Annotated in this window: 12 protein-coding genes and 2 pseudogenes; 9 read left to right on the top strand and 5 right to left on the bottom strand. The window is 44.0% G+C overall.

Annotation, left to right across the window (positions count from 1 at the left end; all coding sequences use genetic code 11):
• Positions 1-70 precede the first annotated feature (70 nt).
• The 5 genes and pseudogenes from ACED53_RS11040 (at position 71) to ACED53_RS11020 (ending at position 4,327) form a co-directional block, all read left to right on the top strand.
• Positions 71-1,693, top strand: a pseudogene (locus tag ACED53_RS11040) (phosphoethanolamine transferase).
• Positions 1,694-2,022: 329 nt separating this feature from the next.
• Positions 2,023-2,958 (top strand): CorA family divalent cation transporter, encoded by a 936-nt coding sequence (locus ACED53_RS11035; protein WP_017089364.1) that lies wholly within the window; start codon positions 2,023-2,025, stop codon positions 2,956-2,958.
• Positions 2,958-3,503, top strand: a complete 546-nt coding sequence (locus ACED53_RS11030; RefSeq protein WP_017100470.1) for a mechanosensitive ion channel domain-containing protein — start codon at positions 2,958-2,960, stop codon at positions 3,501-3,503. Before ACED53_RS11035 ends, ACED53_RS11030 begins: the two co-directional genes overlap by 1 nt.
• Positions 3,497-3,580, top strand: a pseudogene (locus ACED53_RS11025) (AraC family transcriptional regulator); the annotation flags it as partial. The gene ACED53_RS11030 and the pseudogene ACED53_RS11025, both read left to right, overlap by 7 nt.
• Positions 3,581-3,694: 114 nt before the next feature.
• Entirely contained in the window at positions 3,695-4,327 is a 633-nt protein-coding gene (locus ACED53_RS11020; RefSeq protein WP_009845991.1) for a triacylglycerol lipase, read from the top strand.
• A 157-nt stretch (positions 4,328-4,484) separates the two neighbouring features.
• On the opposite strand, the gene ACED53_RS11015 is transcribed toward ACED53_RS11020, so the two are convergent.
• Positions 4,485-5,459, bottom strand: a complete 975-nt coding sequence (locus tag ACED53_RS11015; protein WP_017100471.1) for an arginine deiminase-related protein — start codon at positions 5,457-5,459, stop codon at positions 4,485-4,487.
• A gap of 566 nt (positions 5,460-6,025) precedes the next feature.
• Here ACED53_RS11015 and ACED53_RS11010 point away from each other — a divergent pair.
• On the top strand, positions 6,026-7,876 hold the full coding sequence (locus ACED53_RS11010; protein WP_009845993.1) for an ABC transporter ATP-binding protein: 1,851 nt from the start codon (positions 6,026-6,028) through the stop codon (positions 7,874-7,876).
• Between the two features lie 295 nt (positions 7,877-8,171).
• Positions 8,172-8,876, top strand: a complete 705-nt coding sequence (locus tag ACED53_RS11005; protein WP_017100472.1) for a DUF445 family protein — start codon at positions 8,172-8,174, stop codon at positions 8,874-8,876.
• Positions 8,877-8,984: 108 nt separating this feature from the next.
• On the opposite strand, the gene ACED53_RS11000 is transcribed toward ACED53_RS11005, so the two are convergent.
• The gene (locus ACED53_RS11000; RefSeq protein WP_009845995.1) at positions 8,985-9,473 is read right to left on the bottom strand and encodes an Lrp/AsnC family transcriptional regulator; all 489 of its coding nucleotides are present in this window, start codon (positions 9,471-9,473) and stop codon (positions 8,985-8,987) included.
• A gap of 279 nt (positions 9,474-9,752) precedes the next feature.
• Between ACED53_RS11000 and ACED53_RS10995 the strand changes: the two genes are divergently transcribed.
• Positions 9,753-9,923, top strand: coding sequence for a hypothetical protein (locus ACED53_RS10995; protein WP_009845996.1), 171 nt, complete (start codon positions 9,753-9,755; stop codon positions 9,921-9,923).
• Between the two features lie 674 nt (positions 9,924-10,597).
• Here the strand turns inward: ACED53_RS10995 and putP are convergent.
• A complete protein-coding gene (gene putP / locus ACED53_RS10990; RefSeq protein ID WP_029222791.1) occupies positions 10,598-12,088 on the bottom strand; it encodes a sodium/proline symporter PutP in 1,491 nt (496 codons plus the stop codon).
• Between the two features lie 34 nt (positions 12,089-12,122).
• Between putP and ACED53_RS10985 the strand changes: the two genes are divergently transcribed.
• Entirely contained in the window at positions 12,123-12,278 is a 156-nt protein-coding gene (locus ACED53_RS10985) for a hypothetical protein (protein ID WP_009845999.1), read from the top strand.
• Here the strand turns inward: ACED53_RS10985 and ACED53_RS10980 are convergent.
• Together ACED53_RS10980 and putA are read right to left on the bottom strand one after the other, a co-directional pair.
• Positions 12,275-12,979, bottom strand: a complete 705-nt coding sequence (locus ACED53_RS10980) for a 1-pyrroline-5-carboxylate dehydrogenase (protein ID WP_017100473.1) — start codon at positions 12,977-12,979, stop codon at positions 12,275-12,277. The two genes, ACED53_RS10985 and ACED53_RS10980, sit on opposite strands and share 4 nt — an antisense overlap.
• Positions 12,980-12,990: 11 nt before the next feature.
• On the bottom strand, positions 12,991-16,146 hold the full coding sequence (gene putA, locus ACED53_RS10975) for a bifunctional proline dehydrogenase/L-glutamate gamma-semialdehyde dehydrogenase PutA (protein WP_017100474.1): 3,156 nt from the start codon (positions 16,144-16,146) through the stop codon (positions 12,991-12,993).
• Positions 16,147-16,199: the final 53 nt, after the last annotated feature.

The raw sequence follows: 16,199 nt of genomic DNA, 5'->3' as shown, positions 1-16,199 counted from the left end.
CATTGATATTAGAGCTTTCTTGGTAGCGAGACTAAAATAAAGGGATAAGTGACACAGGAAGACAAGACCTATGAATCTACCACGCTTAAACATGTCGATAAACAAACTCCCTTTCGTTTTGGCAGTGTATTACCTGCTTGTCATTAACTTGCCTATCTCACGCGAACTGTTCAATATTCTTAGTGCCTCACAAGCCGAAAGCATTGGGTTTATCATCTCGATCCCATTTTTCTTTCTCGCCGCATTCAACTTTATCTTTCAAGTATTCAACTAGCCGATATTCGCCAAAGCTTTTTTTATCTTGTTACTACTTACTTCCTCTTTAGTCAGCTACAGCATGTTCAACTACGGCATTTTTGTAGACTATGGAATGATAGAAAACGTCTTCGAAACCAACAGCGGAGAGGCTGCTAGCTACCTAAGCAGCTATTCTATTTTATGGTTTGTTCTGATGGGAGGAGTCCCGTCACTGCTGCTTTTATTTACGGATCTTGAAAAAGAATCTTGGAAAGATTTTGCTATTTGGAAGGCGATTGGATTGCTCTCTTCGTTGATTGTCATAGCGATTATTGCTGGACTGTTTTACAAAGATTATGTGTCGATTGGTCGTAATAACTCTCATCTTAAAAAGATGATCATTCCGACCGAATACGTCGCTTCAACCGCAAAATACATCAACAATACTTACATCAAAGAACCGATTCCTTACCAAGAAATCGGCTTAGATGCGCAGCTAAAACCAGAAGCTAAACAAGCTGAAAAACCAACCTTATTGGTGTTTGTTCTTGGTGAAACAGCACGTGTATATAACTACCAATATTATGGCTATGAGAAAGAAACCAATGCTCATACCAAACCCTATAATCCGATCTTTTTCTCTGATGTTCAGTCATGCGGAACCGCCACTGCGGTTTCTGTGCCGTGTATGTTTTCTAACATGAACCGAAGCAACTACGATCGCGACAAAGCCTACAACCAAGATAACGTGGTCGACATTATGAACCGCGCGGGCATTCACTCTATCTGGCGAGAGCACGATGGTGGAGACAAGGCGGTCGCACATCGAATCAAAGAGATGACTCTCGTCGCCAAAGACAGCGACCCGCTGTGTAATAACGATGTGTGCTATGACACAGCCATGCTAGAGAACTTCGAACAAGATACTCAAGATCTTAAACAAGATAGCATCATTTTCTATCATATCTCAGGATCTCACGGCCCAACTTACTTTAAGCGATACCCAGAAGATCATAAGAAGTTTGTGCCAGACTGCCCACGTTCTGATATCGAAAACTGCACCAAAGAGCAAGTAGTCAACACCTACGACAACACCATCTTGTACACGGATTTCTTTCTCTCACAGGCTATTCAAAAGCTAGAGAAGCTCACAGATAAGTACAATGTCGCGCTGATGTACATTTCCGATCACGGAGAATCATTGGGAGAAAATGGCGTCTACTTACACGGCATGCCTTATTCATTGGCACCGAAAGAGCAAACCCATGTGCCTATGATAATGTGGATGTCTGATGGTTTCGCCGAGCAGAAAGGGATAGACCAGACCTGCTTAAGAAAGGCAGGCAAAGAACAGAGCTTCTCCCAAGATAATCTGTTCGACTCCTTACTTGGCTTGATGGATGTACAAACCAAAGAATATCGAGAGAACCAAGACATTTTTTCTGCGTGTCGGTAGTGCTTTTGCTTATGTAAACCATCGGAAAACTCGAGTTGCCTGAACAAGCTATCCTCAACTTCTCCTAAAAAGAAAAGACCTCGGTCTTTTCTTTTTTTTTCGTCGCTAACATGGAGCCAGAGTGCTAATTTATAACGATGAAACAATGAGCTACATTTAATAGACACAATAATGGAAGAGTCCGTCGTGCTCCAAAGACCAACTAGTCTTATTAGACTTTATCTCACTCACATCGCTCATTGAACTTACCACGATTAAGCTCAGTTCAATACGGCACCTGAATGGCGCCGCAATATCAATGTTTACGTCATATCATTAAGGACAAATGAATGGACGCTTTCATAATTTCAAGCTGGCAATTTTCTGAGGGTGTGGCACATGAACACACCACCAGCCCAGCCTCATTCGAGCAATCAACTTGGTATCACTGCCAAAGAGATGCTGACGGTTTGAGAGAATGGCTCCACAGTAATACGGTTCCAAATGCCATCATCGATTCATTACTCACCGATGACACCCGTCCTCGGTTCGAACAGTTTGGCCACGACTGTTTTTTGATGATTCTGCGAGGGATTAATCTAAACGAAGGTGCTAACCCTGACGACATGCTTAGCCTACGCATCTTATGGTACAAAGGCACTTTAATATCGACACGCAAAGTTCCTTCAAAAGCGGTCAGTAATCTGATATCTGATCTCAAACAAAACCAAGGCCCGACATCATTACCTGATGTATTACTGGGCATGATACGTGGAATCAACCACAGTATTTCAACCTTCCTAGTACCCGTCGAACTCTTGATTGACGAGTTAGAATCTAAATCCAATATCGACATAAGATCCATTAACGCTCTGCATTCAAGGCTACTTAGACTAAGGCGCTATTTGAAGCCACAGAAGTACGTTTTTGAGGACTTAATGAGTGACCTGCCTGCACCATTGAGTAAGCACAACAGTCATATAAAGAACAGCCTTGATACCATCCTGAGAATTAATGAGTCTGTTGAGTTTTACATCGAACAAATTAATGTATTTTTAGCGAGCCTAAGTCAGCAACAAGCTGAAAAAATGAATAGAAATACGTACCTATTTTCTATCATTGCGGGTATTTTCCTCCCTGCTGGGTTTTTCACCGGTTTGCTGGGTGTCAATATTGCAGGAATACCCGGAACAGATAACCCAATAGCATTCCCACTATTTTGCGTTGGGCTGCTCGTGGTCATAGCGGCAGAGGTCATTATTTTGAAAAAATTGAGGTTTATTTAATGGTTGAGTTTTTGCAATCCAATATGTGGCTTAAACAAGTGGGTTTAGGTTTACTTCTTATCACTGTTTATTGGGTGATAAAACGCTTGGGGAAAAACTGGATAGAAACATTAGCGGAAAATAAGCGCGTCGAATTGAAGCGAAAGCAGTTCGTGATTAAGTGTTTCAATATCGTTCTGTTTCTACTCTTCATCGCTGTGTTTACGATTGTTCTTAACTTGGGTTTTGGTGATATTTCGCTGTTCTTATCATCCATATTTGCGGTGCTGGGTGTCGCTTTATTCGCGCAATGGTCCATTCTAAGTAACCTCACAGCCAGCGTACTTATATTTTTTGTCTTCCCTTATCGCATTGGCGACAGAGTAAGAGTCGCGGAGAAAGACGAAGACATCAGCGGTGTGATCATCGATATCACCATGTTCCACGTTATTCTTCGACACAGTTCGGGTAACATTATCACCTACCCCAACAACCTGATTTTACAAAAAGGCGTGATAAAGGTTTTGGTTGAACCTGAAGCAAAAAGTGAAGCTTCAATAAGGTAACAGGCCTAACACCGAATACCTATGCCAAACAAGGTGGACTAACCATTGATGTGTATGGAGGAGTGAGATCGGAGTAACCACTCTTTATCTATAACGAGCGCTCTGTCTATTGTGTCCCATTAGCCGCAAGTTTTATTGAGTTTAGATTTGCGATTAAATATACTGGGGGCATCATCAGACGGAGGACAAAAATGAATAATAAAAACAAACATATAGTTTTAATTCATGGTCTATATATGCCTGCGTTGATCATGCAATATCTGGATAGAAACTTCAAAAAACGCGGCTTTACAACGCACAAGTTTGCCTACAACTCGCTGCGTTTCCCTTCTGCAGCCAAACGTCTCAATCGTTTCGTGAATGCTCGTTTTAATGAGTATGATGAGGTCTATTTTTTCGGTCACTCACTGGGCGGCTTGCTGATTCGTCATTACTTTAAATTCTACCAACCACACTTCGCCGACACCTGCATTATTACAGCAGGCACTCCGCACAATGGGGCAACCATCGCCAAAACACTGTCTAATCATGGGCTTGGATTTATATTTGGTTCGAGCAAAATGATTTTAAGCGATGGCTTGGGTGACTACGATATTGATGTGCCGATAGGCGTAATTACGGGTACCTACGACGCCGGAGTAGGACGGATTGTTCTGGGAAGAAACCCAGGGGATGGTACGGTCACTCTCGAAGACGCCAACCTGAGAGGAGCCACTGATACTTACGCCCTCAAACTCAACCACACTGCGCTTGTCTACTCCAAGGAAGTCGTAACACTGTCGGCTCAGTTCATTGAACACAGAGCTTTTAAGGACGCTTCATAGCTTTGTTCAGTAGCTGTTTTTCGTTAACTTTTGCGCGTTGACTCCTGTATCGAGCTCTTATTTGTGATAGATAAAAACAAAAATACCACTCTGCGATAAGAGTGGTATTCGAAGATCCATTACTGGAAATGAGCGCTTGCTATACTTTCTATACTTGCTACAGACAATTCACTCGGGTTGGTAAGAACACCTCGCCCAACATGCATCGCACCGAACCACCGCCGATGTCTTCGATCGTTTTCACGTTAAATGGTAGGAGCTTACCGTGTGTCGAAAGCTGAGCTAACTGAGCTGGAGAAAACGCATCGTAAGCCGATTGAGACATCGCGATCACCTTGTCGCCATTCACAGTTTCAAGCTGAAGGATGTTGCCACAAAAACGATTCATCTGATCGATTGAGATAGAGATAACTTGCTTGTCTTTGGCAAGAGACTTCACAACAAAGCGGCGCTCAAACTCTGGGATCACTTCATCACAGATCACGCAGAAGTTATCACCAATCGCCATCATCACATTGGTATGGTAAATCGGTTGACCAGACGGTAATGCCGTTTGGAACGAGACCACGCGAGAATAGCCAATGCGCTTCGCGTAATCTTCCAATACTTCGCGGTCACAACGTTGTGAAAGCGCAGCATAAATGGTCTTGTTGATATGGTCGATCACCATCACGCCAGTGCTCTCTAGATAAGAACCTTGAGCAACGTACGACTCCATAGACTCACTGTGATTAACAATGCGACCAGACGCTTCCAACGCTTCAATAAGTGCATTCGGCTTAACTTCATTTTGACGGTTTTCACACGCCATAGGGAAAGTGAATAGGCTTCCATCACTACAAGTACTGAACCAGTTGTTTGGGAACACTGCGTCAGGGGTTTCAACACCCAGTTCCGGATAATCAAACTCTACAACTTGCACACCTTCTTTACGTAGCGAAACCACCATAGCCTTAAACTCGGCCATCGTTTCTAACTTTACCTCAGCTTCAGTCAGATCGACTCTGTGCTGAAACTCGTTATCACGGGCTGTTTCTTCGTTAAATTTAAATTCTTTTGGCGGCACCATAACAACGCAATTTGCGTTTTGAACATTAGTAATATGCAGTGATTTTTTGTGTAGGTTTAACATTTTAACCGTCCCTATCTTTTATTTACCTCAGAATTGTAAACAACTTGTTACGACAAAATTCACTGAAAATCACAATGATTTGAATATTTATCCCAAGTAATTACTGCGGATTTTAGATTAGTCGGTAATTTTTACTGCAAGATAACAGCACATCAGAAAGAACCAACTGTATGCATATTCGTTAAAGAATTTACTGGATAAATATTCTCATTTCATTTTTCAACTCCACACGAGTTTTGATTACAATTTAATCCATTTAACGTTAGGATTATCACCGTTGCATAACCATCAATTACGTTTGAAATAAGCTTAACTTTTCCTGTCTAATTCAATCTAAAATTAGCTTCATGAAAGACACTCTTTGGAAGTGTTCTGTGTCGCTTAAACCAAGTACTTACATAAGAACTAAACAAAAATCTATCGAATGGCTTAATACTTATAAGAACGCGTTGGCACTTATATAATTTCAAACTAAAACTGAAAAATTCAAATCAAGACTATAAAAACAAAGCTGCACATCACGATGCTCTAGCATCAAAGATGCAGTAGCTTATAAAGGGAAAACTATGTACAAGAAATTTGAAGGCTTTACTGAAGCCTTTCCAAAGGGAGAGCCGATACAACCTCCTACTGGAATACTGGCATTCTGCCGCCATTACACACGAGGTTTTGAAAAGCCGTTGATCTTGCTCGGATTGATGAGCATGACCATCGCGATCATCGAAGTTGCGCTGTTCGGTTACATGGGTCAACTGGTTGACTGGCTATCAACCAGCAACCCGGACACTTTCTTAGCAGACAACGAGTCGACACTGATGGGGCTCGGCGTTCTGCTGTTGGTCGTGATGCCAATCTTGATCAGTGTTTATTCGCTATTGCTTCACCAAACTTTGCTAGGCAACTATCCAATGTCGATTCGTTGGTTAGCTCACCGCTACCTTTTGAAGCAAAGTTTGTCGTTCTATCAAGATGACTTTGCCGGGCGTGTTGCCACCAAAGTGATGCAAACCTCGCTCGCGGTACGTGAAACCGTGACCAAAATGGTCGATGTGTTTGTTTACGTGACGGTTTACTTTACAGCGATGCTGTTCATGCTCGCTGAATCGGATTGGCGCTTAATGGCTCCAATGTTGATTTGGTTGTTCATTTACGTTGGCATTCAACTGCACTTCGTACCAAAGCTGAAAGACGTGTCTTCAGAACAAGCGGATGCTCGCTCGTTGATGACGGGTCGCATTGTGGATAGCTACACCAACATCGCTACGGTCAAACTTTTCTCTCATAGTAAAAGAGAAACCGAGTACGCAGAAGAAGGGATGGAAGGCTTCCTAGACACAGTCCATCGCCAAATGCGCTTGGTTACTGGCTTCAACATCTGCGTTGAATTCGCTAACTACTTGTTGGTGTTCAGCATTGCGGGTATCTCTATCTACCTATGGCTAGATAACGCGATCACCGTAGGTGCAATTGCGATTGCGGTCAGCTTAGCTCTGCGTATTAACGGCATGTCGAAATGGATCATGTGGGAAATAGGTGGTCTGTTTGAAAACCTAGGTACCGTGATTGATGGTATTAAAACACTGTCTAAGCCCATTGCTATCGAAGACAAAAAAGATGCGAAACCTTTGGACGTTCCACAAGGCGGTATCAACTTCGACAACGTGAGCTTTAACTACGGTGAGAATAAGGGTGTGATTAACAACCTAAACCTCAACATCAAACCGGGTGAAAAAGTCGGCTTGGTTGGCCGTTCAGGTGCAGGTAAATCGACCCTAGTTAACTTACTGCTGCGTTTCCACGATGTAGAAAGTGGTCGCATCCTGATTGATGACCAAGAGATCTCGAGCGTTACTCAAGATTCTCTGCGTAGCAACATAGGTATGGTGACTCAAGATACCTCACTGCTGCACCGTTCGATCAAAGACAACATTCTTTACGGTCGACCAGAGGCATCAGACGAAGAGGTATACGCGGCGACTAAACAGGCGCACGCTCATGAGTTTATCGAAACGCTAACCGACCCGTTTGGCAACGTTGGTTACGATGCTCAAGTGGGTGAACGTGGCGTCAAGCTTTCTGGTGGTCAGCGTCAACGTGTCGCTATCTCACGTGTACTTCTGAAGAATGCTCCGCTGTTGGTTCTAGATGAAGCAACATCAGCTCTCGATTCAGAGGTTGAAGCTGCGATACAAGAGAGCTTGATTGAACTAATGGAAGGCAAAACGGTTATAGCGATTGCACACCGTCTATCGACGATTGCAGCAATGGACCGTTTGATCGTACTCGACCAAGGTAATATCGTCGAAGAAGGCACGCACCAAGAGCTGATTACACAAAATGGCATCTATGCTCAATTGTGGAATCACCAGACTGGTGGCTTTATTGGTGATGATCTTGAACAGACAACGAGCGCTTAATTTATATTCCATTTTAAAAGTGCGGCGTAATTCACACCAAAATGTTAATTGGCGGTAAATTACACATGGCAGAATGTTATGTCGTAATCATATAATGACATTAACAGCAATGACGCTTCGCTTGCGCGTTCTGGAATAAGGCTAGACTTCGGGGGGAGGCTAGCCTTTTTTATGTCTGTTATTCTTCGCCCTTTCTCGTCTGTTTTCATTGGTTCTTAAACTTCATCGATCCTTTTGTTTTTTTCTTGGCGTTTTTTTCTTAAAATGCGCGCAGTATTCTTTCTAGAGATCAACCATGAACAAAAGTGTCTTAACTAACGTTATTGCGTTAGCACTGCTTGCTGGCGGCTATGCGACAGCAAACCAATACTTGCTTTATGCAGGCCTATTCGCCTTTTCTGGTGCTATCACCAACTGGCTTGCGATTCACATGTTGTTCGAAAAAGTACCCGGCTTATACGGTTCTGGTGTTATTCCAGCACGCTTTGAAGAGTTCAAGGCTGCAATCAAGCAACTAATGATGGAACAGTTCTTTACTGAAAGTAACATCGACCGCTTCCTTAGCAGTGAGATGACCGGAAAATCGCTCAATCTAGAGCCCGTAATTAAAAAGATCGACTTTAACCCAGCATTCGATTCACTGGTTCATGTTATCGAAAACTCACAGTTTGGTGGCATGTTGGCGATGGTTGGTGGCACAGAAGCACTACAGCCAATGAAGGCGCCATTTGTTGAGAAGATGCAAGAGTCTGTGATTGAAATCAGCAAGAGTGATTCGGTAAAAAATGCCATCAAGGATGAACTTGAATCACCTGCGATGATGGATGAAATCAAAGAGAACATTGAAGCGATCATCGATCAGCGCTTGAATGAACTGACACCAAAACTGGTTAAAGAGATGGTTCAGACCATGATCAAGAAACACCTTGGTTGGTTGGTCGTTTGGGGTGGGGTATTCGGCGGTGTGATTGGTTTAATCTCTGCCGCAATTACGCTGTAAGGCGGAGAAGTTTATCCGATTGCTCTTTATCTGACGTTCAACAAAAATGGAAGCTTATTGGCTTCCATTTTTTATATCTAAATAACCTTGGTAAGGCAAAGCCGGTCACTATTTTATGGTGGCCAACAACTCAGGGTTAACACCAAAGCCCTTCTTGTGTTCTTCAATCACCACTTCGCTGCGTGTCTGAATCACACCTGGCAGGGTACCCAATTTCGTTGCCATAAACGCTTGGTACGCCTTCATGTCTTTTACTCGAACCTTGATCATGGTGTCAAAATCCCCCGACAGCGAATAGCACTCTTCGACTTCAGGCATCGTTTCAACCGCTTGGGCAAATTTATCAAAAATTGAAAAACTGGTTTGATCGAGGCGAATATGGATAAACACTTGGACATCGAGCCCCAACTTTTCTGAACAAAGCTCAGCATGATAACCAGTGATGTAGCCCACTTTTTCCAATCGCTTCAACCTATCAGAGCAAGGTGAAGTTGTTAGGTTGACCTGTTTCGCTAGTTCAACAACGGGCAAACGGCCTTTCATATGCAGAATTCTTAGTATCTCTTTATCGATACGATCGAGTTGATGCTGAGACATAATATTCCTTAAACATTCTAGATTGCGCTCAGTATATTCCATACTAAGAGCAATCGAAGAAAACCTTGCTCACACATTTAGAAAACTAAATAGACCATTCCTATTCACGTTAAATATAAAACCGAACGGAGCGATAACAACCCTTATAAATCAAACTCCAGTTATTAACAAATTATTATAGAAATGACCCGATTAACAAATAAGTTGAGCCAGAAACGAAAGAAAGGATATAGGCCAAAGTGAATAATAGAATTCTCAAAGAGAAAGGATGACTCTATTATGAAAACGCAAGAACTCGCATATAAACCTTACGGAATCGGTTCATGGACACACGTAACGGTATCAAAAGATGTTGCCCAAGCACTCGCAAGTGAATACTCAAACTATGGCTGGGAAGTTAAGATTGATGGTAATGTCGTCGAGGCAGAACCTTCACTAAAAGCGGCATAAAAAACGAAAAAAACCTCCATTAGGGAGGTTTTTAAATCGAAGTTAGTAAGCACTTACTACAATCTAAGCCAGACCAACTTGGGGAACTGTAGTTCCTGTTTCACAACGACAGTTGCACGTTCGACAGAAGTGCTGAGTTTCCATTTCGTAGTACAGGTTTCCACTAAATAGCTTTGACGTCCATTGCATCATACGGCCAGAGGTTGTCTCAGGCTCAGATTCACAACGTTTCATTATAGACTTATGTAGTGTTGTTTTTTTACATCCTTTGCAATAGAGATCAGGCATACCTTTGTCCTATAGGTCTTTAGTGGTTACTGATAATTGACACATGATGTCCAATTCAGTGTAATAATTCACCGAGCTAATAACAAAAGTGAGCGCCAAGTTCAAAAAATAGCCATTTTATCGGTTATTTTTTGACATCAAGCGCTATGAAAAGCCTTTCTCTTCTATTTATTTTCCTTCTATCATTTGGTTTCGATTTACATTGTAAACCTCATAACAGCCGTGCTTCTCCTGTATCCTACTGATTTTCTATAAGACAAAGGTAGTGCCCAGATAAAAAAATAGAGCCACCGAAGTGACTCTATTACTTTTATTTTTCAATTTCTTTTTACAATTGCTTTTTAGCTAATGTTCTTTGCTAATTCACATATGTTTTACAATGTAAATTAGTCTAGCTCAACTAAGTTCTTCTTGAACTCAGCGTGTTGCTTTTTCACTTCGTCTTCTGGCTCGCCAGTCATTAGGCTCACAATAACGATAGAAAGCGTCGATAGGATGATTCCCGGTACGATTTCGTAAACATCGAACCAACCGCCCGTGAACTGCTTCCAAAGTACAATCGTAACACCACCAACCACGATACCCGCTAGAGCGCCGTTACGGTTCATACGAGACCAGTATAGGCTTAATACGATTGCAGGACCGAATGCAGCACCAAAACCAGCCCATGCGTAAGATACAAGGCCAAGTACTGAGCTGTCTGGTGTCATCGCCAGAACAAGAGCAACAAGAGAAATTAGAATAACCGCGAAACGGCCGACACGAACAATCTCTTCTGACGTTGCGTCTTTCTTCAAAACTTGCTTATACAGGTCTTCTGCCATTGCAGATGAAGAAACAAGAAGTTGTGAATCCGCAGTACTCATGATTGCCGCTAGAATGGCAGCAAGTAGGATGCCGGCGATTACTGGGTGGAACATCGCGTTCACAAGAAGCATGAAGATCTTCTCGCCATCGTCTAGCTTAGGTGCGCCAGAGTTCGTCACATAGATTAGACCAACAAGACCCACAAGCATTGCACCAATCATAGACAGTGCAGTCCAGATAACGGCAATGCGGCGCGCTGTTGTCAGGTCTTTATTACTACGTGTTGCTTTGAAACGCGCAAGGATGTGTGGTTGACCGAAGTAACCCAAACCCCATGCCGCTAGTGAGATGATCGCAATAGCAGACAGTGGCTCACCCTTCGCATCATTCCATAGCGTTAGCAGCTCTGGGTTGATGTTGTGTAGGTCGCTAGAAAGCTGACCTAGGCCACCGTTCATTGCCGCGATTGGTACAATCAATAGCGCTGCAGACATTAGTAAGCCTTGAACTAAGTCAGTCCAAGATACCGCTAGGAAACCACCAAACAGAGTGTACGAAACTACACAGACTGTACCGATAATTACCGCTGTTGTGTAATCAAGGCCGAATACCGTTTCAAACAATTTACCACCTGCTACCAAGCCTGAACTTGTGTAGAAAAGGAAGAATAAAAGGATAAAGAAAGCAGAAATTGTTTGGATCAGCTTAGAATTATCATTGAAACGACGAGATAGGAACTCAGGCAGCGTCAGTGATTCAGTCGTAATGCTGTAAGTACGTAGACGTTTTGCACTGATTAACCAGTTTGCCCAAGTACCAACAAGTAGACCACCAGCAAGCCAAAATGCTTCAAAGCCAGCAGCGTAAGCGTAACCAGGCAGGCCAAGTAGCAACCAACCACTCATGTCTGATGCACCAGCAGAAAGTGCAGCAGGCCATGGGCCTAACGAACGACCACCTAGGAAGTAGTCTGTTGAGTTAGATGTACGTTTGTAAGCAATAACACCGATCGCTAGCATCATAATTAGATACGCAATGAACGTCGTCGTTATTGCAAAACTGTTTTCTATCATTTGATAGTCCTCATTTTGTAGAAAGCCTTCCATGCCTAATTCAATGCAAGACACTCACCGTAAGGCAAGCGAGTGCATTGAGTTAGGTATTGAGGCTCCAAGGCACTATGAATTAAATCCAAAGATGGAGAAAACCCAACAATGGAAAAAACCAAAAGTACTTAGAGCCAATTTTACTGAAGGTTAGTGAGCTTCACTTCCAAGTTCGAGCAAGGTCGCGTTACCGCCCACGGCTGTTATATTTATAGTTCGCGTACGCTCGGTAATGAAGCGCAGCGATAGGTGTGGATCATTAGCAACATTCATTGTCACCAGATCCGTTTCAGCTACTAAACCGACGATTGCACCGTCACGCTTAGCAAGCTGTAAATTGATAGCTTGTGCCGTTTGCGAGTTACCTACGTAACCCACGCTACGTACATCGCAAGACAACAACTGTTGAGCAGCATCATACGAGGCAACTTGCACCAAGTTAGTTGGCAAGTTCGCCGACTTAGCTGCGTCTGCAACTAAGGTATTGAACTGCACATCATCACTGCACAATTGAACACTGTTACCTGCCAATAGCGCAGCAGTAATCAAAGCCATTGCAGTTTGCAGCGCTGGCACTTTCTCTTCGCAATCATCAACAATCACCAAAGCCACACCGCGACCAGCGGCATACAACTCATTGGTTTCGCCCGTAGGACCTGCCATTAGGTGATGTTCAGAAAGCAGCGCAGACGCTTGCTCTAGATGATAAGTCGCCACCATCGCCAAAGGCGAAGACTGACTTTCGATCTCTGATTTAAGCGCAAGTACCTGAGCACTCTTGTAATCAAAGTCGGTAAGGTTCCATTGTTCCCACGCTAGCAAAGCATCAGAAAAACCTGTCACTTGATGAACCATGATAATGCTCCTTATGCCTTGTCTTGTGATTGAGAGAAATGAACATCAGTAAAGCGGTATAGGTAGTGAGGACCACCCGCTTTAGGGCCAGTACCTGACAAACCTTGACCACCAAATGGTTGAACACCAACAACGGCGCCCACTTGATCACGGTTAATGTAGCAGTTACCCACACGAACGTGTTTTTCGATCCAACGGTAAGTTGTCTCGTTACGGCTGTGGATACCCATGGTTAAGCCAAAGCCCGTTTGGTTGATTTGGTCTACCACTTGCGCTAGCTCACTCGCTTTGAAGCGAACAATGTGTAGCACTGGGCCAAACTGTTCTTCTTTCAAGCAGCTGATGTCATCAATTTCAAAAGCACTTGGTGGAACAAAATCACCATGTTCACAATCACTACCTAGAGAAAGTTGAGCCACCTTCTTCTGGGTATTGGTCATGTTTTCTAAGTGCGCCATTAGCTTCTGTTTCGCGTTTTGGTCGATAACAGGGCCAACATCGGTTTTATGAAGGTGTGGAATGCCAACACTCAGCTCGTCCATTGCACCGTGAATCAATCCAACCACGCGGTCTGCTATGTCTTCTTGGATGTAAAGCACACGTAGTGCAGAACAGCGCTGACCTGCTGAAGCGAATGCCGAACGAATAACATCACGAACTACCTGTTCAGGCAGTGCGGTACTGTCGACGATCATCGCATTCTGACCACCGGTTTCCGCAATAAACGGAACAGGCTTAGCGTTACGACTTGCCAATGACACGTTGATACGTTGTGCCGTTGGCGTAGAACCAGTAAAGGCAACGCCCGCAATCGCATCATGGCTTGTTAGTGCACTGCCGATCTCAGCACCGCGACCCGGTAGTAACTGAATGGTGCCAGCAGGGAAGCCCGCTTCATTCATCAGTTCAACCGCACGAGCAGCAATCAAGCTTGTTTGCTCGGCAGGCTTAGCCACAACCGTATTACCCGCCACTAGTGCTGCAGTAATTTGGCCAAGGAAGATGGCTAGAGGGAAGTTCCAAGGGCTGATACAAACGAACACACCACGACCTTGTCGAGAAGCGATTCGTGTTTGGCCATCAAAACCTTTTAGTTCGAAACCTTGTAGGTTGTCAGCTTGTTTAGCGTAGTAACGACAGAAGTCGACTGCTTCACGTACTTCATCAACACTATCGTGAATTGTCTTACCCGCTTCTTGATGACAAATCGCCACCAATTCAGCGAGGTTGTCTTCCATCAGGTCAGCCAGCTTATCAAGTGCAGCCGCTTTGGTTTCAACCGAAGTCGCGTTCCAATCAGCGAATGCTGCGTCTGCACCGGTGATCGCTGCGGAAACATGATCAAGGTTAGCGAAAGCCACCTGACCCACATGAATACGACGATCGTAAGGTGCGGTTACTTGCTCAACGCTCTGATCAGCCTTGATCATGCTTTCGGCAAGAGATTCACCGTTGATCACAGGGCCCGCAGTCCATTGATTGTTTAAGAAGCCTTTTACTTGCTCTTCAAACTGATGCGCTTCGCTTTCAATATCAATGTTCACACCGTAAGAGTTCTTACGCTCAGGGAAAACCGCTGGAGGCAGAGGAATCTTAGTGTTGTGCAATGTATCGAACGCCAGAAGCATATCGACAGGGTGTTGAGTCAGCTCTGCCACAGGGCAACGCGCATCAACTAGGCGGTGGACAAACGAGCTGTTTGCGCCGTTTTCTAGCAAGCGACGTACTAGGTATGGCAGTAGATCTTTATGGCTGCCAACCGGTGCGTAGATACGTACCGACTGTTGATAAGCTTCCATCGCATGGTTGTACAGAGAATCACCCATGCCGTGTAAGCGTTGGAATTCAAAGTCTTTATGGTCGGTCATGACGGCAATAGCAGAAACCGTATGAGCATTGTGGCTCGCAAACTGTGGGAAGATATTGCCACGAACGCTTGGGCTCAATAAGTAACGCGCACATGCAAGGTAAGCTACGTCTGTCGCTTCTTTACGTGTGTAAACTGGGTAATCAGTAAAGCCAGCTTGTTGGGACCATTTGATTTCACTGTCCCAGTAAGCACCTTTTACTAAACGAAGCGGGATCAAATCACCCTGCTCTTTCGCTAAGCGGTTTAGCCATACTAGAACCGGTAGTGCACGCTTTGAGTAGGCTTGAATAACCAGACCAAATTTACCCCAACCTTTTACAAGATCAGTACGGTACAGTTTTTCGAATAATTTAAGAGAAAGCTCTAGGCGATCCGCTTCTTCCGCATCAATCGTAATCGCAACATCGAGCTCGACTGCGCGGCGCAATAGCTGCTCTAGCGTGTCGCAAAGTTCAGTCAGTACGCGCTCTTCGTTCGCCACTTCATAACGTGGATGAAGCGCAGAAAGCTTGATAGATACCGATGGCGCAGGGCTCGATTTTGAAGAGACCTTCGATTGTGGAGAAACATAGTTGTCTCGACCTACGGCTTCAATCGCCATTAGGTAATCTTTGAAGTATTTGTTTGCGTCAGCTGTAGTCAGTGCCGCTTCACCTAGCATGTCGTATGAATAGGTAAAACCTTTGTCACGCATAGACTTACCGTTCTTCTGCGCTTCAGCAATGCTGCGGCCAAGAACAAATTGGTGACCCATCACCTTCATTGCCTGGTGCATCGCTTTGCGAATTACCGGCTCAGAAAGCTTGTTCACTAAACGGTTAACCGCTTGACCTGCACTCTGCTCTTTAGATGAAAGTCCAACCACCTTACCTGTTAGCATTAATCCCCAAGTGGATGCGTTAACAAATACTGAGTCTGAATTCTTTAGGTGAGATTTCCAATCCGCAACGCTTAATTTGTCACGAATCAGAGCATCAGCGGTTGCTGAATCAGGAATACGCATCAAGGCTTCCGCCAGACACATTAGCAAGATGCCCTCTTGAGTATCTAAGCTGTATTCAAGCAACAATGCATCGATCATCTGGATAGAAGTCTTATCCGCGCGGATAGCTTCGATCAATGATGTCGTTTTGTCTGCGATTTGCTGCTTTTCAGACTCAGAAGGGGTAGCTAGCGGCAGAAGTTGCTCTAGCCATTGGGTTTCATCCACCATATATAATGGTGAGATAAGCGTCCAAAGATCATCAAGCGACTGCTCGTTGAATTCTGGCTTTAACACATCAGTAGCTGTAAACATGCGTTTTCCTTAATCTCACACCCGGAATTAGCCCGGGATCTCTACAATGGCTG

The organism is Vibrio sp. 1F169, from assembly GCF_041439605.1.
In the GTDB taxonomy this organism is placed as follows: domain Bacteria; phylum Pseudomonadota; class Gammaproteobacteria; order Enterobacterales; family Vibrionaceae; genus Vibrio; species Vibrio tasmaniensis_A.
Note: the sequence above shows the minus strand (reverse complement) of the source record. Positions and strands in the feature narration are given on the sequence as shown.